The organism is Acidovorax sp. (assembly GCF_034519795.1).
In the GTDB taxonomy this organism is placed as follows: Bacteria; Pseudomonadota; Gammaproteobacteria; order Burkholderiales; family Burkholderiaceae_C; genus Acidovorax.
Map to the genome: position 1 here is coordinate 40754 of NZ_JAXHOB010000027.1, position 19874 is coordinate 60627.

Consider the following 19874-nt stretch of genomic DNA (forward strand, 5'->3'; position numbering starts at 1 on the left):
AATTGAAAAATTCTAGGGTTATAAAATTGGAAATAAGGGGAAAGAAAAAAAGAAATAAAAAAAGGGGAAAGGAACGGGAAAGAAAAAAGGAAAAAGAAAAAAAAAAAGAAGGAAAAAAAACAAAAAAAAACGAGGGAAAAAAAAAAGGGCCAAACCCCCCGCCCAACCCCCCCGCGCGAAAGTCGAAAGAAAAGTCCAGACATTTTGGGCTTCACTTTGCCTTGAGAAAACCGAGTTCTTTCAATCCATCCAAGGCGGCCTGGATCTTTTGCCTGCGCTCTGCTGCCGGCAATTTCGCGATGTCCTCGTAGCGCACTGAATTGGCCACGGCAAACACCTGCTCCTGCCGCTTTTTCTCCGAGTCCGCACGTTCCAGGTCAGCCACCTCGTCAGGACGTGTATGGGCGCCTCTCCACTGGTCGAGAAAGCGCTCGCCATGCCGCTTGCACAGCACTCGCACAGCACCTTCGATGACATGCGGGCTGGCTGCGTACAAATACAGCGGCAGGTCCAAAATGCGTCCTTCTGCGATGAGACGAGGCCGATTCCACCGCCATGGCCAGTATCCTGCCCCGATACCTGCAGCCTGTGCGAATGGTGCATCGACCGCCAGTTGCAGATGGTAAGGGCGGCTGATGGATTCTCCTGCATGGCGAAATCCTGCAGATCCGTACTGCATGTCCAGTCCCCGAACCACTGGCCAATCGACAGTGCGCTCGCCAGCCACCGAAAAACCTGCGGCACCGACGCACAGTAGATGGCCGGAGCGCGTCACCTGGAACGCCAGCACGAGTAGTGGCACCAAGGCAGACAGGAACAAAAAAGCGAGACCAGCTCCCAAGGCTCCAATCAACAGGGAGTCCGCTTTCCACGCCTCCCACCCAAAGAGCGCGGACAACAGTGCAAGGCCTCCGATGACAGCGACCTGAAGAAGCCATCGAAACCAGCGCAACCCTACCTGCAACTGCGCTGCAATGAAGTCCTGTCCCAGTTGCTGCTCACGCCGCAGCTTGCGGTCAAGGGCTGCATCCAGGGCGCGGTCACACACCACGGCGACCGCCAGGCCCAGCAACATCCAGCCCCCAGCCACCAGCATCCGGGCGGGCCTGGCATCGGCAAAAGAAGTCACCACAGGAAGCAAAGCCCCCATCAGCGCCACCATGCCGAGCACACGCCCCAGATGCAGCCAAGCCATCAGATGTCGATTTCTACTGCATCGCCATGCAGTTCCATCAGCTCGCGCCGCGAGGCCGCCTCGCCCTTGCCCATGAGCTTGGTGATCAGGTCCTCGGTCTGGGCGAAGTCCATGTCGCCCAGCTGCACCGGCAGCAGGCGGCGGGTGTCGGGGTTGAGCGTGGTTTCCCACAGCTGTTCGGCGTTCATCTCGCCCAGGCCCTTGAAGCGGCTGATCTGGCACTTCTCGCGCGCCACGCCGTCCTTGGCGCACTTGTCGAGGATGGCGGTGAGCTCGCCGTCGTCCAGCGCATACATCTTGGCGGCGGGTTTCTTGCCGCGTGCGGGCACGTCCACGCGGAACAGCGGGGGACGCGCCACGTAGATGTGGCCGGTTTCGATGAGCTTGGGGAAGTGGCGGAAGAACAGCGTGAGCAGCAGCACCTGGATGTGCGAGCCGTCCACATCGGCGTCCGAGAGGATGCAGACCTTGCCGTAGCGCAGGCCCGTAAGGTCGGGCGTGTCGTTGGGGCCATGCGGGTCCACGCCGATGGCCACCGAGATGTCGTGGATCTCGTTGTTGGCGAACAGGCGGTCGCGCTCCACCTCCCAGGTGTTGAGCACCTTGCCGCGCAGCGGCAGGATGGCCTGGCTTTCCTTGTCGCGGCCCATCTTGGCGCTGCCGCCGGCCGAATCGCCCTCGACCAGGAAGACTTCGTTGTGGGCGATGTCCTTGCTTTCGCAGTCGGTGAGCTTGCCGGGCAGCACCGCCACGCCCGAGCCCTTGCGCTTTTCGACCTTCTGGCCGGCTTTCTGGCGCGTTTGCGCGGCCTTGATGGCCAGCTCGGCCAGCTTCTTGCCGTAATCGACGTGCTGGTTGAGCCACAGCTCGAGCGCCGGGCGCACGAAGCCCGACACCAGGCGCACCGCGTCGCGCGAATTGAGCCGCTCCTTGATCTGGCCCTGGAACTGCGGGTCCAGCACCTTGGCCGACAGCACGTAGCTGGCGCGTGCGAACACGTCCTCGGGCAGCAGCTTCACGCCCTTGGGCAGCAGGCTGTGCAGCTCGATGAAGCTCTTGACGGCATTGAACAGGCCGTCGCGCAGGCCGCTTTCGTGCGTGCCGCCGGCGCTGGTGGGAATCAGGTTGACATAGCTCTCGCGCACGGGCTGGCCGTCTTCGGTGAAGGCCACGCACCAGGATGCGCCCTCGCCTTCGGCGAAGCTCTCGTTGTTGCGGTCGGCAAAGCCCTCGCCCTCGAAGAGCGGGATCACCGGGTCGCCGCTGAGCGTCTGCATCAGGTAGTCGCGCAGGCCGCCCTTGTACTGCCAGGTCTGGGTGTCGCGCGTCTTCTCGTTGACCAGCGTCACCGACACGCCGGGCATCAGCACGGCCTTGCTGCGCAACAGGTGGGTGAGCTCGCCCATCGGCAGCGCGCTCGATTCGAAATACTTGGCATCGGGCCAGGCGCGCACGCTCGTGCCCTGCTTGCGCTCGCCGGCTTCGAGCGCTCGGGTCACCAGGGGCTCGACCACGTCGCCGGCCGAGAACACCAGCCGGGCGACCTTGCCCTCGCGGTGGCTGCTCACTTCCAGGCGGGTGGCCAGCGCGTTGGTCACGCTCACGCCCACGCCGTGCAGGCCGCCCGAGAAGCTGTAGGCGCCGCCCTTGCCCTTGTCGAACTTGCCGCCTGCGTGCAGGCGCGTGAACACCAGCTCGATCACCGGGGCGTTCTCTTCGGGGTGCATGCCGAAGGGGATGCCGCGCCCGTCGTCCTCGATGCTGACCGAGCCGTCGGTGTGCAGCGTGACCTTGATCTTCTTGCCATGGCCGGCCAGCGCCTCGTCGGCGGCGTTGTCCAGCACCTCCTGCATGATGTGCAGGGGGTTGTCGGTGCGGGTGTACATGCCCGGGCGCTGCTTGACGGGCTCCAGGCCCTTGAGCACGCGGATCGAGCCTTCGGAATATTCGCTGGCGGAGACGGGAGACGGTTTGGCAGACATGCGGCGGATTGTAGTGCGGCGCAGCAAAGACTGGATAAAGATACAGCTCCACCACCCCCCAACTGTACTGTTCGGTGGTGTGCGGGCAGATTGTGGCCAATCTGGCTACATTCTGCGCATGTCTATGCATCCTCCGAAACTGTCCATGTTCCAGGTGCTCGCGTGCGGCGCGGCCATCGTGACCCTGTCCATGGGCATCCGCCACGGCTTCGGCCTGTGGCTGCTGCCCATCACCCAGGAAATGGGCTGGACACGCCAGTCCTTCGCCCTGGCCATCGCCATCCAGAACCTCTCCTGGGGCCTGATCGGCATCTTCGCCGGCATGGCGGCCGACCGTTTCGGCGCCTTCCGCGTGCTGCTGGCCGGCGCTGCCCTGTACGCCGCAGGCCTGGCCGGCATGGCACTATCGCCCACACCCACGCTGTTCGCGCTGACCGCGGGCGTGCTGATCGGCGCCGCCCAGGCGGGCACCACCTATGCGGTGATCTACGGTGTGCTGGGCCGCCAGATCGCACCCGAAAAACGCTCCTGGGCCATGGGGGTAGCGGCAGCGGCCGGCTCCTTCGGCCAGTTCCTCATGGTGCCCGTGGAAGGCTGGCTGATCGCCAGCTTTGGCTGGCAGCAGGCGCTGCTGGCGCTGTCGCTGGCCGTGCTGCTCATCGTGCCCCTGGCGTTTGGCTTGCGCGAGCCCGGTTTCAAGGGCGCAGCACCGCCCAAGCGCGACCAGACCGTCGCCCAGGCGCTGTTCGAGGCCTTTCGCTACCCGAGCTTCTCGCTGCTGATGGCGGGCTACTTCGTCTGCGGCTTCCAGGTGGTGTTCATCGGCGTGCACATGCCCAGCTACCTCAAGGACAACGGCCTGTCGCCCCAGGTGGCCAGCTATGCGCTGGCGCTGATCGGCCTGTTCAACGTGTTCGGCACCTACATCGCCGGCACCCTGGGCCAACGCCTGCAAAAGCGCTACATCCTGGCCTTCATCTACTTTGCGCGGGCGATTGCCATCGCGGTGTTCCTCGTGGTGCCGCTGTCGCCGGCATCGGTGTACATCTTCTCGGCCGTGATGGGCACGCTGTGGCTGTCCACCATTCCGCCGACCAATGCCACCATTGCCCAGATCTTCGGCGTGCAGCACCTGTCCATGCTGGGCGGCTTCGTGTTCTTCAGCCACCAGATCGGCAGCTTCCTGGGCGTGTGGCTGGGTGGCTACCTGTACGACGCCACGGGCAGCTACGACATCGTCTGGTACATCGCCATCGCCCTGGGGGTGTTCGCCGCCCTGGTGAACCTGCCGGTCAAGGAAAGCCCTATCCAGCGCGCGGCGCCTGTGCCGGCATGATGGCGGACTGAAATTTTGCGCACAACCACCATGCCCACCGCCCCCGAGCACGCCCCCCACCGCACCCCGGCCCTGCCGCTGGTGTGGCGGGTTCTGGCCTGGGCCGTGGCCATCCTGGCGTGCCTGGCCGTGTTTGCCATGTACACCGTGCCCGATTTCATGGTGATGCTGGCCGACCAGGTGTGGAGCTGCTTCTGATACCGCGCATGCATGGATCTGACACGCCCTCGGACTGGGTACGCCGCTGGTCGGCCCTGATCGCGCCCGCCAGCACCGTGCTCGACGTGGCCTGCGGCGCCGGGCGCCACCTGCGCTGGCTGCACGGCCTGGGCCACACCGTGGTGGGGGTGGACCGATCCCCCGAGGCCGTGGCCGCAGGAGCCCCGTTCGGGGAGATGGTCTGCGCCGACATCGAAAGCGGCCCCTGGCCCTTCGCCGGGCGCCAATTCGGGGCCGTGGTGGTCACCAACTACCTGTGGCGCCCGCTGTTTCCCACCCTGCTGGCCAGCCTGGCGCCGGGTGGGGTACTGATTTACGAGACCTTTGCACACGGTAACGAAACGGTGGGCCGCCCCGCGCGAGCGGAATTCCTGCTGCAGCCCGGTGAATTGCTGGCCGCCTGCAGCAGCCTGCGCACCGTGGCCTACGAGGACGGCTTCCTCGAAGAACCCGCGCGTTTCGTGCAGCGCATCACGGCCGCCAGGGAACTTGCCCAGGCCGGGGCACCCTCAAGACATCTGCTGGCCAGTCCGGCTAGTTAGAATGCTCTTTTATCCCGTTCACCACTGCGGACATGACCTCTTCCTTAGTGCCACTCACTGGCAGCATCGTCGCCCTCGTCACCCCCTTGCATGAGGACGGTAGCGTCGACTACCCTGCGCTGCGCAAACTGATCGACTGGCACATCGCCGAAGGCACCGACTGCATCGGTGTCGTGGGCACCACAGGCGAGTCGCCCACGGTGAACGTCGAGGAGCACTGCGAGATCATCCGCGTGTCCGTGGAGCAGGCCGCCAGGCGCGTGCCCATCATGGCCGGTTGCGGCGCCAACTCCACGGCCGAGGCCATCGAGCTGGCCCGCTTTGCCAAGAAGGTCGGCGCCGACACGCAGCTGCAGGTCGTGCCCTACTACAACAAGCCCACGCAAGAGGGCCAGTACCAGCATTTCAAGGCCATCGCCGAAGCCGTGGGTGACCTGCCCACCATTCTGTACAACGTGCCCGGCCGCTCCGTGGCCGACATGCAGCACGACACCGTGCTGCGCCTGGCCCAGGTGCCCGGCATCATCGGCATCAAGGAAGCCACGGGCAACATCGAGCGCGCGCAGTGGCTGATCCGCGAAGCCCCCAAGGGTTTCGGCATCTACTCGGGCGACGACCCGACCGCCGTAGCCCTGATGCTGTGCGGCGGCCATGGCAACGTGAGCGTGACGGCCAACGTGGCCCCGCGCCTGATGCACGAGCTGTGCATGGCGGCGATTGCCGGCAACGTGCAGCGCGCCATGGAAATCCAGTTCCAGCTGATGCCCCTGCACAAGCAGCTCTTCGTCGAAGCCAACCCCATTCCCGTGAAGTGGGCCGTGGCCCGCATGGGCCTGTGCGGTGGCACACTGCGCCTGCCCATGACCCCGCTGACCCAGGCCAATGAAGCCGTGGTCGAGGCGGCCCTGCGCTCCGCCAGCCTGATCTAACCCGGGCTGCGCCCGACTCCTGACACTCCAAGGACATACGCGTGAACGCTGTTACTACCCGAGCGGGCCTGCTGGCCCTCGCCCTGGCCCTGTCTGCCTGCTCCGCCCTCGAAGGCGACAAGATCGACTACAAGAGCGCCGCCAAGGGCTCCACGCTGGAGGTGCCCCCGGACCTTACGCAGCTCTCGCGCGACTCGCGCTACAACGTGCCGGGCGGTGCCGTGTCGGCTGCAGCCCTGCAGGCCAGCCAGGCGGCCCAGCCTTCGGGCACGGCCAATGCGGCCGCAGCCCAGTTGGGCGACGTGCGCATCCAGCGCGACGGCAACAAGCGCTGGCTGGTGATCGACCGCCCCGCCGACAAGCTGTGGGAGCCCGTGCGCGACTTCTGGCTGGAAAACGGCTTCACGCTGGACCTGGACCAGGCCAACCTGGGCATCATGGAAACCGACTGGGCCGAAAACCGCGCCAAGCTGCCGCAGGACCTGATCCGCTCGACGCTGGGCAAGGTCATCGACTCGCTGTACTCCACGGGCGAGCGTGACCGCTTCCGCACCCGCCTGGAACGCAATGCCGCTGGCGGCACCGAGGTCTACATCACGCACCGCGGCATGGTCGAGGTCTACAGCAACACCACCAAGGACCAGACCGTCTGGCAGCCCCGGGCGGCCGACCCCGAGCTGGAAACCGAATTCCTGCGTCGCCTGATGGTCAAGCTGGGCGTGACCCAGGAGCAATCGAAGGCCGTCGTGGCCACCGCCGCCGCGCCCGTGGCGCCATCGGCCACCGTGGCCACGGTGAACAACGTGCCCGTGGTGCAGATGAAGGAAGGCTTCGACCGCGCCTGGCGCCGTGTCGGCGTGGCCCTGGACCGCACCGGCTTCACCGTGGAAGACCGCAACCGCAACGAAGGCGTGTACTTCGTGCGCTATGTGGCCCCCAACGCCGACAAGAAGGAGGCCGGTTTCTTCGGCAAGCTGTTCAGCCGCTCGCCGGATGCCGTGCCGCCGCTCAAGTACCGCATCGTCGTGCGCAGCCAGGGTGAATCGACCACCGTGTCGGTGCTCAACGAGGGCGGCACGCCCGAAGCGTCGGCCAACGCCGAGCGCATCGTGCGCGTGATTGCGGACGAGCTCAAGTAAGCCCAACCGAGACCCTGCCTGTTGCGCCTGGACGCCACCCTGCGGGGTGGGGCCCAGGCGCAATGCATTTCAAGATGCTGCGTTTGAAGAACCTGGCCAGCGGCAGCGCCGGCAATGCCACCCTCGTGGAGGCCAGCGACGGCCTGCACACGCGCCGGCTGCTGGTCGACTGCGGGCTGGGCATACGCCAGCTCGAAACCCGCCTGGCCGTGGCCGGCCTGCAGATCGGGCAGATCGACGGGGTGTTCATCACCCACGAGCATTCGGACCACATCGGCTGCACGCACACGCTGGCCTTGCGCCACCGCATTCCGGTGTGGATGAGCCAGGGCACGCACATGGCCATCGGCGCACCGGATTTCGACGGCCTGCTGCAGCTCGCCCACGACATGCAGGCCATCGAGCTGGGGCCGCTGTCGTTCCAGCCCTTCACCGTGCCGCACGATGCGCGCGAGCCCCTGCAGCTGCGCTGCACCGACGGCGCCCACGACCTGGCCCTGCTCACCGACCTGGGCCATGCCACGCCCCACGTGCTGCAGCAGGTGTCCGGCTGCCACGCGCTGTTCATCGAGGCCAACCACGACCCCGACCTGCTGGCCACGTCGGCCTACCCGGCCTTCCTCAAGCGCCGCGTGGGCGGGGCCTATGGCCACCTGGCCAACCAGGCCACGGCCGCCATCGTGCAGGCCGTGCGGCACGACGGCCTCAAATGGGTGGTGGCGGCCCACCTGAGCGCGCGCAACAACACGCCCGAACTGGCCCGGCAGGCGCTTGCGGGGGCGCTGCAGTGGGCGCCCGAGCTCATCGTGGTGGCCGACCAGGCCCAGGGGACGGGCTGGCTGACCGTGGGCGAGCAGCCCGCGCCCTGCGGCCCCCTGTCGCCGCCGCCCCTGCCCACCTCGCTGTTCTGAACGCCTCCGGCCGACAGGCAAAAAAAAGCCCGCACTCTGTCGAGGGCGGGCTTCCGAACCAAAGGCCGGCGCCAGGGCGCGGCCAGGGTTCAGGCGTGCTTAGTTGGAAGCAGCGCTGGCAGCAGCGGTAGCGGCCGTGGCAGCAGCGTTGGCAGCAGCAGCGGCGTCCGAAGCGGCAGGAGCAGCGTCGGAGGCAGCGGGAGCGGCTTCGGAAGCGGCTGGAGCGGGTGCAGGAGCGGGGGCTTCCACAGGTGCTGGTGCTGGTGCTGGAGCGGGTTCTTCCTTCTTGCCGCAAGCGGCGAGGGCAGCAGCAGCGATCAGGGCGGCCAGAACGAGAGAGTTCTTCATTGGGTTTTTCCTAGTTGGACAGACAGACAGAATCTTGAAAAGCCACGGCGCCCGGCTCCTGAAAAGCCCTCGCGCATTGGCACAGTGCACTTGAGTAGCACCATTTCGGCGCAGCCGCCGATTATATTGGCATTTAGTCAATACTGGCTAACACCAATGCAAGGTTTACCATGCCTTCATATGGTGCAAGGCCCGAAAACGCCAAGTCGGGCGTTTGTCCTACAGGCCCAGGGTGGAGGCGGGGAAGCCCGGTGCGCTTTTTCCGTGCACCCAGTCGTTGAGCGTTTCACGCACCAGCACCCGGCGCTCAGGCTCGCTCCCCGTGATGCCCACGCAGCGCTCGGGGTCCAGGCGATGCATCACCCATTGCGGCGACCATAGCACACTGGGGATGCCCAGCGGATCGGCCGATCCGGCGCGCCGGCAGGTGATGATGTGGTCCCAGGTGCCACGCCAGCGCACGAAGCGTGCATGGCGGCGGATCACCTCGTCGTAGGAGCCGGCCAGCATGGTGAAGCGCCGGCCGGTGCGGGCCCAGTTCTGCAGCGACTCCACCACGGCCCGTTCGCCCAGTGGCCAGTCATGGAAGTTGGCGTCGCTCACCACGATCTCGCCCCAGCCGTCGCGCGCCGCCGTCGCCAGCGCATCGCGCACCAGTTGAATGAAGGTCTCGCGGCTGGCGAACCGGCCCGAAGGCAGCTCGCCGGCCGAAACGCCAGGCGGTGGGGTGCTCGGATCCTGCGTCACGGTCAATCCTCCTGCGGTTCCTCGGTATCGGAATGGGCCCATCCCGCATCGCACCAGGACGATATCAGTTCGAGCGCATCGTCGCTGGCCCGCGCCAGCTCCCGCTCGGTCAGGCGCCGGTGGTCGGCCAGGCGCCGCATCAGCGTGGCGTCGCGGCCGCCAGCGCGGTAGCTCTCGCCGTTGATGAACACATGCTGCGCGTCGTACATCATGCGGGTGCGGCGGTCCAGCACCACCCCTTCGATCATGGCGCCGGATGCGTCGGGATCGAACCAGACACTGGGCTTGGGCTCGGTCAGGTACTCGCCCAGGGCCCGCTCCAGCGCCAGCGGTTCGGCCAGGGCCCGGGCCAGCGCCTCGCGCGCGAAGTCCTGCAGGCCGGCGGGAATGGCTGCGGGCTGCTCCACCGCCTCCTGGCGCGGGTCGCGGTAGAGCAGGGGGACATCCCCCTCCTCGGCCTCTTCGGTCAGGCGCAGCAGCAGTTCGTTGGCGAGCTCGGCCCGCGCCGGTGCGCGAAAGCCGATGGAATAGGTCATGCACTCGCCCTCGGCAATGCCGTCGTGGGCATAGCGCGGCGGCAGGTAGAGCATGTCGCCGGGCTCGAGCACGAACTCCTCCTCGGGCTCGAACTGCGCCAGCACCTTGAGCGCTATGCCGTCCTTGAGCGTGAGGTCCTTCTGGCGGCCGATGCGCCAGCGCCGCCGGCCATGGGCCTGCAGCAGGAACACGTCGTAGCTGTCGAAGTGCGGGCCCACGCCGCCGCCGTCACTGGCGTAGCTGACCATGAGGTCGTCCAGGCGCGCCTCGGGCACGAAGCGGAACTGCTGCATCAGCGCGTGCACGCCCTGGTGGTGCAGGTCCACGCCCTGCACCAGCAGCGTCCAGTCGGGCTGCTTGAGCGAGGGCAGCGCGCGGCGCGGGAGCGGCCCCTGGCGCAGCTTCCAGGCGCCCCGCAGTTGTTGCACCAGGCGCGACTCCACGCCGTCCTGTCCGGCCAGGTCGAACAGCTCGGCGCGCTGCACCGGCGGCACGAAGCCCGGGATGGCCTGGCGCACCAGCAGCGGCTTTTTTTGCCAGTGGCGGCGCATGAACTGGGCAGGGGTGAGTCCGCCCAGAAGGGTCAGGGGTTGGTGGGCGTCCATGGGTACTGTGCGGCCCTTGGCAGGGCGGTTGGTCAAACTGCGACAATTCTCCTATGGAAATTACCGAACAATGTGTGGTCGCTTTGACCTGGATCCTCAAGGACACCCTGGGCGAGGAACTCGACGTGCTCGACGAGCCGGTGGAGTTCCTGGTGGGGGGCGATGACCTGCTGCCCCGTATCGAGGAGGCCCTGCAGGGGCACGGCGCCGGTGCCTCGGTGGCACTGCACCTGGAGCCCGAGGATGCGTTTGGCGACTTCAACGACCAATTGCTGTTCCTGGAGCCGCGCTCGCTGTTCCCACCGGAAATCGAGGAAGGCATGACCTTCGATGGCGCAGCCCTGCCCGAAGGCGTCAACCCCGACGCGCCACGCGACGTGCTGTACACGGTGGCCGAGATCTACCCCGAGCATGTGGTGCTCGACGGCAACCACCCGCTGGCCGGCATTGCATTGCGCCTGCAGCTCACGGTGCAGTCGGTGCGAGAGGCCACCGAAGACGAAATCGGCCAGGGCAGCGCGGGAACCGGGTTCTTCCGCGTCCAGCCCCAGGCACCCGGAAACGACCTGCTGCACTGAACGACAACGGGCCCTCCAGAGGGCCCGTTCGTTGCTCGCAGCGCGAGCGGCCGCTTAACGGATCAGATGCGCGAGATCTGGCCGTCGAACAGGCGCACGCGATCGCCTACCCGCAGGTCGCCGGGCGACGGCACGTCATAGGCGCGGTAGCCACCGTGGTCCAGCTGGATGGAAACCCGGTACGCCTGGCTGTACCCGCTGTTGTTGCGCCCCTCGACGGCATTGCCCGCCACCGCACCGCCGAGCACGCCTACGGCCGTGGCTGCGGCGCGGCCCGAGCCGCCACCGATGGAGTTGCCGATGACACCGCCGACCACGGCGCCGATGATGGCACCGGCGCCCGAGGTGCGTCCCTGGCCCTGGGACTGCATCACCTCGATGTTCGCCACGCGGCCAAACTCGGTGGGCACGGGGTTGGAAGACGAGTACACCGGCGCCTGGGTCTGGTAGCCGCCGCCGGCGTAGTATTCCTGCGAGCGCGGGGGAGCGCCACAGGCAGCCAGGCTCCCGATGAGGATGAGGGAGCCAGTCAGCGTGGCGATACGGGTCGTCTTGTTCATTGCAATCTCCTGAAAATGGATCTCGACGGGCGACCGACTGCAGCAGCGCAGCGGCCCTTGCCCGACCGTGTTGAGATTGGAGCACCGGCCAAGGGTTCCCGGCGCCATCCGGCAGCGGGACGCTGCGTCAGCCACCACCTACAGCATAGGAAGCCTGACGGGACGCCCGTAAGCGTTTGTTCAGAAGATTACAAATGGCCGGGCAAGCTCAGGCCTTGCCGGTGGAGCCGTAGCCACCCTCGCCGCGCTCGCTGGCGGGAAATTCGCTGACCACGTTGAACTGCGCCTGCACCACGGGCACGATGACCAGTTGCGCCAGCCGCTCCATGGGCTCGAGCGTGAAGGCCGTGCTGCTGCGGTTCCAGGCGCTCACCATGAGCTGGCCCTGGTAGTCGCTGTCGATCAGGCCCACCAGGTTGCCCAGCACGATGCCGTGCTTGTGCCCCAGGCCCGAGCGCGGCAGGATCAGCGCGGCGTAGCCGGGGTCCTTGAGGTAGATGGAGATGCCCGTGGGCACCAGTTGCCAGGCATTGGGTTCGAGGGTGAGCGGGGCATCCAGGCAGGCCCGCAAATCGAGCCCCGCACTGCCGGGGGTGGCGTAGGTGGGCAACTGGTCCGCCATGCGCGGGTCGAGAATCTTGACGTCGATCTTCACTTCTTGTTTCCTGTCTTGCGCTGCTGGGCGGCTTGCCGCTGGCGCTCCTTCACGGCCGCGGGCGGCACCACCACGGCGCCTGCCGACGCGGCATTGGCCACGATGCCCATGAACCACCACAGGCCGGCCATCACCGCCAGCCCGAACCACGAGCCCTGGCCCGCCATCAGCAGCGTGAGGGCATGCACCGCCGCGATCACGGCCAGCAGGGTGCGGGCGATGCGCACCAGGCCGACGAAGGGCGCCACCACCTTCAGCAGATCGGGCGGCAAGGCCGCGGCCAGCGGCGCCGGGCTGGCGCCACCCTGGCGGGCGGCGGCCTGTGCAGACCCGGGGGCCACGCTGCCGGGCAAAGCATGCTGCTGCGTGACCTGCGCGGAATGGGCCGCCTGCGCCCGCCCCGACTGCAGCGCCTGTGAGGCGCTCAAGCGCTCCACATAGCTGGCAAAGTCGCCGTTGGGCGGGGTGTCCCATTCGGGCTTGATCGAGTGCATCGTCATAGGGCCTCCCCGCAGGGGTCAAGAAAAGGAGCAAAAACCGTCAGCTGCGCCGCGCGGGCAGCCTCGCAGCCACCTCGGTCACAAGGCGCTGCGCCAGTGAGCGCTTGGACGCCAAGGGCAGTTCGCGGTGGCCATGCTCGTCCACCAGCAACAGGGCATTGTCGTCCTGGCCGAAGGTGGCGGGGCCGATATTGCCCACCAGCAGCGGAATTTTCTTGCGCAGCCGCTTGGCCGTGGCATGGGCCAGCAGGTCGTGGCTTTCTGCCGCAAAACCCACGCAATAGAGTTGGCCCGACTGCGCCTGGGGCAACTGGGCCACGGTGGCCAGGATGTCGGGGTTCTCCACGAAGGCCAGCGTCGGGGTCTGGCCCGAGCCGTCCTTCTTGATCTTCTCGCCGGCCTGCGTGGCCGGACGCCAGTCGGCCACGGCCGCCGTGGCGATGAACACCGAGGACGCGGGCGCCAGCCCCTGCACTGCGGCCAGCATCTGCTGGGCCGACTGCACGTTGACCCGCTGCACGCCGCGCGGCGTGGGCAGTTGCACGGGCCCGGCCACCAGGGTCACCTCGGCACCGGCTTCGCGCGCGGCGCGGGCGATGGCAAAGCCCATCTTGCCGCTCGACAGGTTGGTGATGCCGCGCACGGGGTCGATGGCCTCGAAGGTCGGGCCGGCCGTGATCAGCACCTTGCGCCCCGCCAGGGGCTTGGGCGCGAAAAAGGCGATCAGTTCGTCGAGCAGCTCCAGCGGCTCCAGCATGCGGCCGTCGCCCGTCTCGCCACAGGCCTGGTCGCCGTTGCCTACGCCGAGCACGCGCGCACCGTCCTGGGCGACCTGGGCCAGGTTGCGCTGGGTGGCGGGGTGGGCCCACATCTCGCGGTTCATGGCCGGGGCCAGCAGCAGGGGCACGCTGTCCATGGGGCGCGCCAGGCACAGCAGGCTCAGGAGTTCGTCGGAGCGGCCCTGCACCAGGCGGGCGATCAAGTCAGCGCTGCAGGGCGCGATCAGGATGGCGTCGGCCTCGCGGCTCAGGTTGATGTGGGGCATGTTGTTGGGCTCGCGTGCATCCCACTGCGAGCCATACACGGGCCGCCCCGACAGGGCCTGCATGGTCACCGGCGTGATGAACTGCGCGGCCGCCTCGGTCATCACCACCTGCACGGTGGCGCCCTCCTTGATCAGCTGACGGCACAAGTCGGCCGACTTGTAGCAAGCCACGCCTCCGCTCAGTCCCAGAACAATGTGTTTGCCAGCAAGCTCATTCATGGGCGCGAATTTAGCAGACGGGGCCGCAAGCGCCTGCGGGCAGCCCGATGGCACTGCAGCAGGCCCCGTGAAAAGACCATGGCCGGGGCCCAGGCCGGGCGGGCATCTATAATCCCAATTTCCCACCACCAAAAAAGACATGACCAAATTTGTCTTCGTCACCGGCGGTGTGGTGTCTTCCCTGGGCAAGGGAATCGCCTCAGCCTCCCTTGCCGCGATCCTCGAATCGCGGGGCCTCAAAGTCACCCTCATCAAGCTCGACCCGTACATCAACGTGGATCCGGGCACCATGTCACCGTTCCAGCATGGCGAAGTGTTCGTCACGGACGATGGCGCCGAAACCGATCTCGACCTGGGTCACTATGAGCGTTTCATCGAAACGCGCATGAAAAAGACCAACAACTTCACGACCGGCCGCATCTACCAGAGCGTGCTGGAAAAGGAGCGCAGGGGCGATTACCTGGGCAAGACCGTGCAGGTGATTCCGCACGTCACCAACGAAATCCAGGAGTACATCAAGCGCGGCGCCGGCGTCGGCACCGATGACGCCGTGGACGTGGCCATCGTGGAAGTCGGCGGCACCGTGGGCGACATCGAGTCCCTGCCCTTCCTCGAAGCCGTGCGCCAGCTGAGCCTGAAGCTCGGCCCGAACAACGCCGCCTTCGTGCACCTGACCTATGTGCCGTGGATCGCTGCGGCCGGCGAGCTCAAGACCAAGCCCACCCAGCACACCGTTCAGGAGCTGCGCAAGATCGGTATCCAGCCCGACGCGCTGCTGTGCCGCGCCGACCGCCGCATGCCCGAGGATGAGCGCGCCAAGATCTCGCTGTTCACCAACGTGCCCGAGTGGGGCGTGATCAGCATGTGGGACGTGGACACCATCTACAAGGTGCCGCGCATGCTGCACGAGCAGGGCCTCGATGGCCTGATCTGCGACAAGCTGCGCCTGAACACGCCGCCCACCAGCTTGAAGCGCTGGGACCAATTGGTGTACGAGACCGAGCACCCGCAGGGCGAGGTCACCATTGCCATGGTGGGCAAGTACGTGGACCTGTCGGACAGCTACAAGTCGGTGAACGAGGCGCTGCGCCACGCCGGCATGAAGAACCACGTGCGCGTGAAGATCGAGCATGTGGACTCCGAGACCATCAACGCCGCCGATGCGGCCGAGAAGCTGGCCAAGTACGACGCCATCCTGGTGCCCGGCGGCTTTGGCGCGCGCGGCGTGGAAGGCAAGATCAGCACCGCCCGCTTTGCCCGCGAGCAGCGCGTGCCCTACCTGGGCATCTGCCTGGGGATGCAGGTCGCGACCATCGAGTACGCGCGCCATGTGGCCGGCCTCAAGGACGCCAACAGCACCGAGTTCGAGCCCGCCACGCCCCACCCCGTGATCGCCCTGATCACCGAGTGGAAGGACGCCGACGGCACCATCAAGCAGCGCGACGAGAACTCCGACCTGGGCGGCACCATGCGCCTGGGCGCGCAGAGCTCGGACGTCTCGGCCGGCACGCTGGCGCACGAGATCTACGGCAACATCGTGACCGAGCGCCACCGCCACCGCTACGAAGCCAACGTGAACTACCTGGACCAGCTGCGCAAGGCGGGCCTGGTGATCTCGGCACTGACGCAGCGCGAGCAGCTCACCGAGATCGTCGAGCTGCCCAAGAGCGTGCACCCCTGGTTCATCGGCGTGCAGTTCCACCCCGAGTTCAAGTCCACCCCCTGGAACGGCCACCCGCTGTTCAACGCCTTCATCAAGGCGGCGGTGGAGCACCAAAAGAGCCTGCAGCAGCCCGCCTTGGCGGCCTGATCGGCGCAACCCACCCCAAAAAGAAGAGACCCTGCCATGAAACTCTGCGGCTTTGACGTCGGCCTCGAACACCGCTTCTTCCTCATCGCGGGCCCCTGCGTGATCGAGTCCGAGCAACTGCAGATGGACGTGGCCGGCCAGCTCAAGGAGATCACGGGTGCCCTGGGCATCCCCTTCATCTTCAAGAGCAGCTTCGACAAGGCCAACCGGTCTTCGGGCACCAGCTTTCGCGGCCCCGGCCGCGACAAGGGCCTGGAGATCCTGGCCAAGATCCGCAAGGACCTCTCCGTTCCGGTGCTCACCGACGTGCACACCGAGGACGACATCACCGAAGCCGCCAAGGTGGTCGACGTGCTGCAGACGCCGGCCTTCCTGTGCCGCCAGACCGACTTCATCCGCGCCGTGGCGCAGTCGGGCAAGCCGGTGAACATCAAGAAGGGCCAGTTCCTTGCGCCGCACGACATGAAGAACGTGATCGACAAGGCCCGCGCTGCCGCCCGTGACGCGGGCCTGCCCGAAGACAGCTTCATGGCCTGCGAGCGCGGCGCGAGCTTCGGCTACAACAACCTGGTGTCGGACATGCGCAGCCTGTCCATCATGCGCGAGACCAATGCCCCGGTGGTGTTCGACGCCACGCACTCGGTGCAGTTGCCAGGCGGCAACGGCACCAGCAGCGGCGGCCAGCGCGAGATGGTGCCGGTGCTGGCGCGTGCCGCCGTGGCCGTGGGTGTGGCCGGCCTGTTCATGGAAACCCACCCGGACCCGGCCAACGCCCTGTCCGACGGGCCCAACGCCGTGCCCCTCAAGCACATGAAGGCGCTGCTGGAGACGCTGGTGGCCCTGGACGGCATCACCAAGAAGAACGGTTTTCTCGAAAACAACTTTGGAGCCTGAAGACATGAGCAGTGGTTACGTCATCGCATCCGTCACCGTCACCAATCCCACGCAGTACGAGGAGTACCGCAAGTGGAGCACCATCGCCATGCAGGCCCATGGCGCCGAGGTCTGCGTGCGCGGCGGCAAGGTCGAGGTGCTGGAAGGCGACTGGAACCCCGGCCGCACTGTGATCCTCAAGTTCCCGAGCTTCGAGGCGGCCCGCGCTTTTTACGACACGCCCGAGTACCAGAAGGCCAAGGCCGCGCGTGAGGGCGCTGCCATCATGCGCATGGTCTGCGTGGAAGGCGTATAGCCACCGCAGGCCGCAATACGTACCCGGTACGTACCGCACCTGCCCCGAACACTATCAAATCGGTAGCATAGAATCGCGACCGACGCGCGGCGGCGCCAGGCACCGCAGGTGGTTTGCCCCTCCTCCCTGCCCGTCCGGATGAATTTCAAAAACCCTCAAGGAAGATCATGAGTGCCATTGTTGACATCGTAGGCCGCGAAGTGCTGGACAGCCGCGGCAACCCCACCGTCGAATGCGACGTGCTGCTGGAGTCGGGCGTGATGGGCCGTGCGGCCGTGCCGTCGGGCGCGTCCACCGGCAGCCGCGAAGCCATCGAGCTGCGCGACGGCGACAAGAGCCGCTACCTGGGCAAAGGCGTGCTCAAGGCGGTGGAACACATCAACACCGAGATCTCCGAGGCCGTGCTCGGCCTGGACGCTTCCGAGCAGGCCTTCCTGGACAAGACGCTGATCGACCTCGATGGCACCGACAACAAGGGCCGCCTGGGCGCCAACGCCATGCTGGCCGTCTCGATGGCCGTGGCCCGCGCTGCCGCTGAGGAATCGGGCCTGCCGCTGTACCGCTACCTGGGCGGCATGGGCAGCATGCAGTTGCCCGTGCCCATGATGAACGTGATCAACGGCGGCGCGCACGCCAACAACAGCCTGGACCTGCAGGAGTTCATGATCATCCCCGTGGGCGCCCCCACCTTCCGCGAAGCCCTGCGCTGGGGTGCCGAAGTGTTCCACGCCCTGAAGAAGATCCTGCACGACAAGGGCATCAGCACCGCCGTGGGCGACGAAGGCGGGTTTGCCCCCAGCGTCGAGAACCATGAAGCGGCCATCGTGCTGATCCTGCAGGCCATCGAAGCCGCGGGCTACACGGCGGGCGAGCAGATCGCCCTGGGCCTCGATTGCGCGGCCAGCGAGTTCTACAAGGACGGCCACTACGTGCTCGAAGGCGAAGGCGGCCTGAAGCTGACGGCCACGCAATGGACCGACATGCTGGCATCGTGGTGTGACAAGTACCCCATCATCAGCATCGAAGACGGCATGCATGAAGGCGACTGGGACGGCTGGAAGATCCTGACCGAGCGCCTGGGCAAGAACGTGCAGCTGGTGGGCGACGACCTGTTCGTCACCAACACCAAGATCCTCAAGGAAGGCATCGACAAGCAGATCGCCAACTCGATCCTGATCAAGATCAACCAGATCGGCACGCTGACCGAGACCTTTGCCGCCATCGAGATGGCCAAGCGCGCCGGCTACACCGCCGTGATCTCGCACCGCTCGGGCGAAACCGAAGACAGCACCATTGCCGACATCGCGGTGGGCACCAATGCCGGCCAGATCAAGACCGGCTCGCTGTCGCGCTCGGACCGCATCGCCAAGTACAACCAGTTGCTGCGCATCGAAGAAGACCTGGGCGACATCGCGCACTACCCTGGCCGCGCTGCCTTCTACAACCTGCGCTGAGGCCGGGCTGCAGCATGCCGGTCTGCGCGCCTGCGAAGCGCCCGCTCCTTTCCAGGAGCGGCGCATTCCCGATGGCGCCCGGCTGCTAAGCTAGCGGACCATGGTCAACCGCCTCGTTCCCGTCGTGCTGCTGGCCCTGCTGGCAGCCGTGCACGCCCAGCTGTGGCTGGGGCGTGGCAGCCTGCCGCGCGTGAATGCAATGCAGCGCCAGATCGACGTGCAAAAGGCCGCCAACGCCCAGGCCCAGCAGGCCAACGAGCGCCTGACCTCCGAGGTGCACGACCTCAAGGAGGGCCTGGACATGGTCGAGGAAAAGGCGCGCAGCGAGTTGGGCATGGTCAGGCCCAACGAAATCTACGTGCAGTTCACGCCGCGCTGAGCGGTGTCAGCGCCCTCTCACGGCCCCCTCTCGTGCCTTTGAAGATCGTGCTGCTGGGCGCGCCCGGCACCGGCGCACAGGATCTGGCCGACGCCCTCGCGGCGCACCTGGCCGCCACGCCCTCCCCCACACCCGTCACGCTGACCGTGCTGGCGGACTTCTCCGCTCTGGACCGGACCGCCTCCATGGCGCTGCTGATGGGCCTGGACCTGCCCTGCCCGCAAGGCCAGCAGCCCGAACGGCAAGCGGCCGACGCGCAGTTGCGCGCGGCGCTCAATGCGGCGGGAGTCGGCTACCGGGTGGTGTATGGAACAGGGCCGGCGCGCCTGGCCAGCGCCTTGCGTGCGCTGGGGTCCGTGCTGGGCATGCCTGAAAGCGAGGCCGTGCGGGCCAGCGAATCCCGCGCGGCCCGCCTGCGCGCCTATGGGTGCGAAAAATGCAGCGACCCGGTGTGCGAGCACCGGCTGTTCACTGCGCTGACCCGGCCTCCTGCGCCAGGCTGCGCTTGAGCTCCTTGAGCAGCAGCACCACCTGGCTGGAGCCGTGGCGGTAGCCGCCATTGAGCACCTGCACCACGCGCGGCCATTCGCCCTGCTGCGCCAGCTCGACGATGGTGGCGGCCTGTTCGTGGAAATACTCGTGGCGCGCCACCAGCAAGGTGAAGGCCGGGCGGTCGCCCAGCAATTCGGCACCCACGCCGTGCAGCCAGCGGCCCAGGGCGTCCTGGTCGGTGCGGCGCACCATGGCCGGGTCCAGCCCCTTGGCGGAGCGGCCTTCGAGGTAGTCCATCAGCCGCTCTTTCCAGCGCTCATGGGCGTTGATGGCGGCGTCCAGGTCGAGCACGGCCAGCACGGTATCGGCACGCCGGGAATCCTGCGCGAGCGAACTCTCGTACAAGGCCAGTGGCGGCACCCCCCTGTGGCGGGCACCTATGCCCATGACGCGACTCAGAAACCCCATGACAGCCCTTTGTTACAGGCCTTGATGGTAGAGCC

23 protein-coding genes are annotated in these 19874 nt (G+C 66.7%); 13 read left to right on the forward strand and 10 right to left on the reverse strand.

All coding sequences use genetic code 11. The features are described from left to right. Nucleotides 1-211 precede the first annotated feature (211 nt). Nucleotides 212-1195 (reverse strand): hypothetical protein, encoded by a 984-nt coding sequence (locus tag U5N23_RS27805; protein ID WP_322595945.1) that lies wholly within the window; start codon nt 1193-1195, stop codon nt 212-214. After that, nucleotides 1195-3177, reverse strand: coding sequence for a DNA topoisomerase IV subunit B (locus U5N23_RS27810; protein WP_322595946.1), 1983 nt, complete (start codon nt 3175-3177; stop codon nt 1195-1197). The genes U5N23_RS27805 and U5N23_RS27810 overlap by 1 nt, the downstream gene beginning before the upstream one ends. A gap of 118 nt (nt 3178-3295) precedes the next feature. On the opposite strand from U5N23_RS27810, the gene U5N23_RS27815 reads away from it, so the two are divergent. From U5N23_RS27815 to U5N23_RS27840, 6 genes are all read left to right on the forward strand, one after another. Then, on the forward strand, nt 3296-4513 hold the full coding sequence (locus tag U5N23_RS27815) for an MFS transporter (RefSeq protein WP_322595947.1): 1218 nt from the start codon (nt 3296-3298) through the stop codon (nt 4511-4513). A gap of 30 nt (nt 4514-4543) precedes the next feature. After that, the gene (locus U5N23_RS27820; RefSeq protein ID WP_322595948.1) at nt 4544-4711 is read left to right on the forward strand and encodes a hypothetical protein; all 168 of its coding nucleotides are present in this window, start codon (nt 4544-4546) and stop codon (nt 4709-4711) included. A gap of 8 nt (nt 4712-4719) precedes the next feature. Then, complete coding sequence (locus tag U5N23_RS27825) at nt 4720-5274, forward strand: class I SAM-dependent methyltransferase (RefSeq protein ID WP_322595949.1); 555 nt, start codon at nt 4720-4722, stop codon at nt 5272-5274. Nucleotides 5275-5306: 32 nt separating this feature from the next. After that, the gene (gene dapA, locus U5N23_RS27830) at nt 5307-6203 is read left to right on the forward strand and encodes a 4-hydroxy-tetrahydrodipicolinate synthase (protein WP_322595950.1); all 897 of its coding nucleotides are present in this window, start codon (nt 5307-5309) and stop codon (nt 6201-6203) included. Between the two features lie 41 nt (nt 6204-6244). Continuing rightward, complete coding sequence (gene bamC / locus U5N23_RS27835; RefSeq protein ID WP_322595951.1) at nt 6245-7342, forward strand: outer membrane protein assembly factor BamC; 1098 nt, start codon at nt 6245-6247, stop codon at nt 7340-7342. Nucleotides 7343-7416: 74 nt separating this feature from the next. Beyond that, complete coding sequence (locus U5N23_RS27840) at nt 7417-8253, forward strand: MBL fold metallo-hydrolase (RefSeq protein ID WP_322595952.1); 837 nt, start codon at nt 7417-7419, stop codon at nt 8251-8253. A gap of 99 nt (nt 8254-8352) precedes the next feature. On the opposite strand, the gene U5N23_RS27845 is transcribed toward U5N23_RS27840, so the two are convergent. The 3 genes from U5N23_RS27845 to U5N23_RS27855 all read right to left on the reverse strand — a co-directional run bounded on the left by U5N23_RS27845 (nt 8353) and on the right by U5N23_RS27855 (nt 10490). Then, entirely contained in the window at nt 8353-8601 is a 249-nt protein-coding gene (locus U5N23_RS27845; RefSeq protein ID WP_322595953.1) for a hypothetical protein, read from the reverse strand. 219 nt (nt 8602-8820) lie between these two features. Next, nucleotides 8821-9348 (reverse strand): hypothetical protein, encoded by a 528-nt coding sequence (locus U5N23_RS27850; RefSeq protein WP_322595954.1) that lies wholly within the window; start codon nt 9346-9348, stop codon nt 8821-8823. 2 nt (nt 9349-9350) lie between these two features. Beyond that, nucleotides 9351-10490 (reverse strand): cupin domain-containing protein, encoded by a 1140-nt coding sequence (locus U5N23_RS27855; RefSeq protein WP_322595955.1) that lies wholly within the window; start codon nt 10488-10490, stop codon nt 9351-9353. Between the two features lie 53 nt (nt 10491-10543). Here U5N23_RS27855 and U5N23_RS27860 point away from each other — a divergent pair, with 53 nt between their 5' ends. Beyond that, complete coding sequence (locus U5N23_RS27860) at nt 10544-11068, forward strand: peptidylprolyl isomerase (protein WP_322595956.1); 525 nt, start codon at nt 10544-10546, stop codon at nt 11066-11068. Nucleotides 11069-11130: 62 nt separating this feature from the next. Here U5N23_RS27860 and U5N23_RS27865 read toward each other — a convergent pair whose 3' ends face one another. The 4 genes from U5N23_RS27865 to coaBC form a co-directional block, all read right to left on the reverse strand. Then, nucleotides 11131-11628, reverse strand: a complete 498-nt coding sequence (locus U5N23_RS27865) for a glycine zipper 2TM domain-containing protein (RefSeq protein ID WP_305745766.1) — start codon at nt 11626-11628, stop codon at nt 11131-11133. A gap of 208 nt (nt 11629-11836) precedes the next feature. Continuing rightward, entirely contained in the window at nt 11837-12283 is a 447-nt protein-coding gene (dut, locus tag U5N23_RS27870; protein ID WP_322595957.1) for a dUTP diphosphatase, read from the reverse strand. Continuing rightward, complete coding sequence (locus tag U5N23_RS27875) at nt 12280-12783, reverse strand: hypothetical protein (RefSeq protein WP_322595958.1); 504 nt, start codon at nt 12781-12783, stop codon at nt 12280-12282. Before U5N23_RS27875 ends, dut begins: the two co-directional genes overlap by 4 nt. A gap of 40 nt (nt 12784-12823) precedes the next feature. Beyond that, a complete protein-coding gene (gene coaBC / locus U5N23_RS27880) occupies nt 12824-14047 on the reverse strand; it encodes a bifunctional phosphopantothenoylcysteine decarboxylase/phosphopantothenate--cysteine ligase CoaBC (RefSeq protein ID WP_322595959.1) in 1224 nt (407 codons plus the stop codon). 139 nt (nt 14048-14186) lie between these two features. On the opposite strand from coaBC, the gene U5N23_RS27885 reads away from it, so the two are divergent. From U5N23_RS27885 to U5N23_RS27910, 6 genes are all read left to right on the forward strand, one after another. Next, nucleotides 14187-15857: a CTP synthase gene (locus U5N23_RS27885; RefSeq protein ID WP_322595960.1), complete on the forward strand. Its 1671-nt coding sequence runs from the start codon at nt 14187-14189 to the stop codon at nt 15855-15857. A 36-nt stretch (nt 15858-15893) separates the two neighbouring features. After that, nucleotides 15894-16751, forward strand: coding sequence for a 3-deoxy-8-phosphooctulonate synthase (gene kdsA, locus U5N23_RS27890; protein WP_322595961.1), 858 nt, complete (start codon nt 15894-15896; stop codon nt 16749-16751). Between the two features lie 4 nt (nt 16752-16755). Continuing rightward, a complete protein-coding gene (locus U5N23_RS27895; protein ID WP_007859228.1) occupies nt 16756-17046 on the forward strand; it encodes a DUF1330 domain-containing protein in 291 nt (96 codons plus the stop codon). 167 nt (nt 17047-17213) lie between these two features. Then, nucleotides 17214-18500 (forward strand): phosphopyruvate hydratase, encoded by a 1287-nt coding sequence (gene eno / locus U5N23_RS27900; RefSeq protein WP_305745761.1) that lies wholly within the window; start codon nt 17214-17216, stop codon nt 18498-18500. Nucleotides 18501-18600: 100 nt separating this feature from the next. Continuing rightward, a complete protein-coding gene (locus U5N23_RS27905) occupies nt 18601-18879 on the forward strand; it encodes a septum formation initiator family protein (RefSeq protein ID WP_007859924.1) in 279 nt (92 codons plus the stop codon). 32 nt (nt 18880-18911) lie between these two features. Continuing rightward, nucleotides 18912-19388 (forward strand): hypothetical protein, encoded by a 477-nt coding sequence (locus U5N23_RS27910; protein ID WP_322595962.1) that lies wholly within the window; start codon nt 18912-18914, stop codon nt 19386-19388. On the opposite strand, the gene U5N23_RS27915 is transcribed toward U5N23_RS27910, so the two are convergent. Then, nucleotides 19348-19818, reverse strand: coding sequence for a CZB domain-containing protein (locus U5N23_RS27915; RefSeq protein ID WP_322595963.1), 471 nt, complete (start codon nt 19816-19818; stop codon nt 19348-19350). The genes U5N23_RS27910 and U5N23_RS27915 overlap by 41 nt on opposite strands. Nucleotides 19819-19874: the final 56 nt, after the last annotated feature.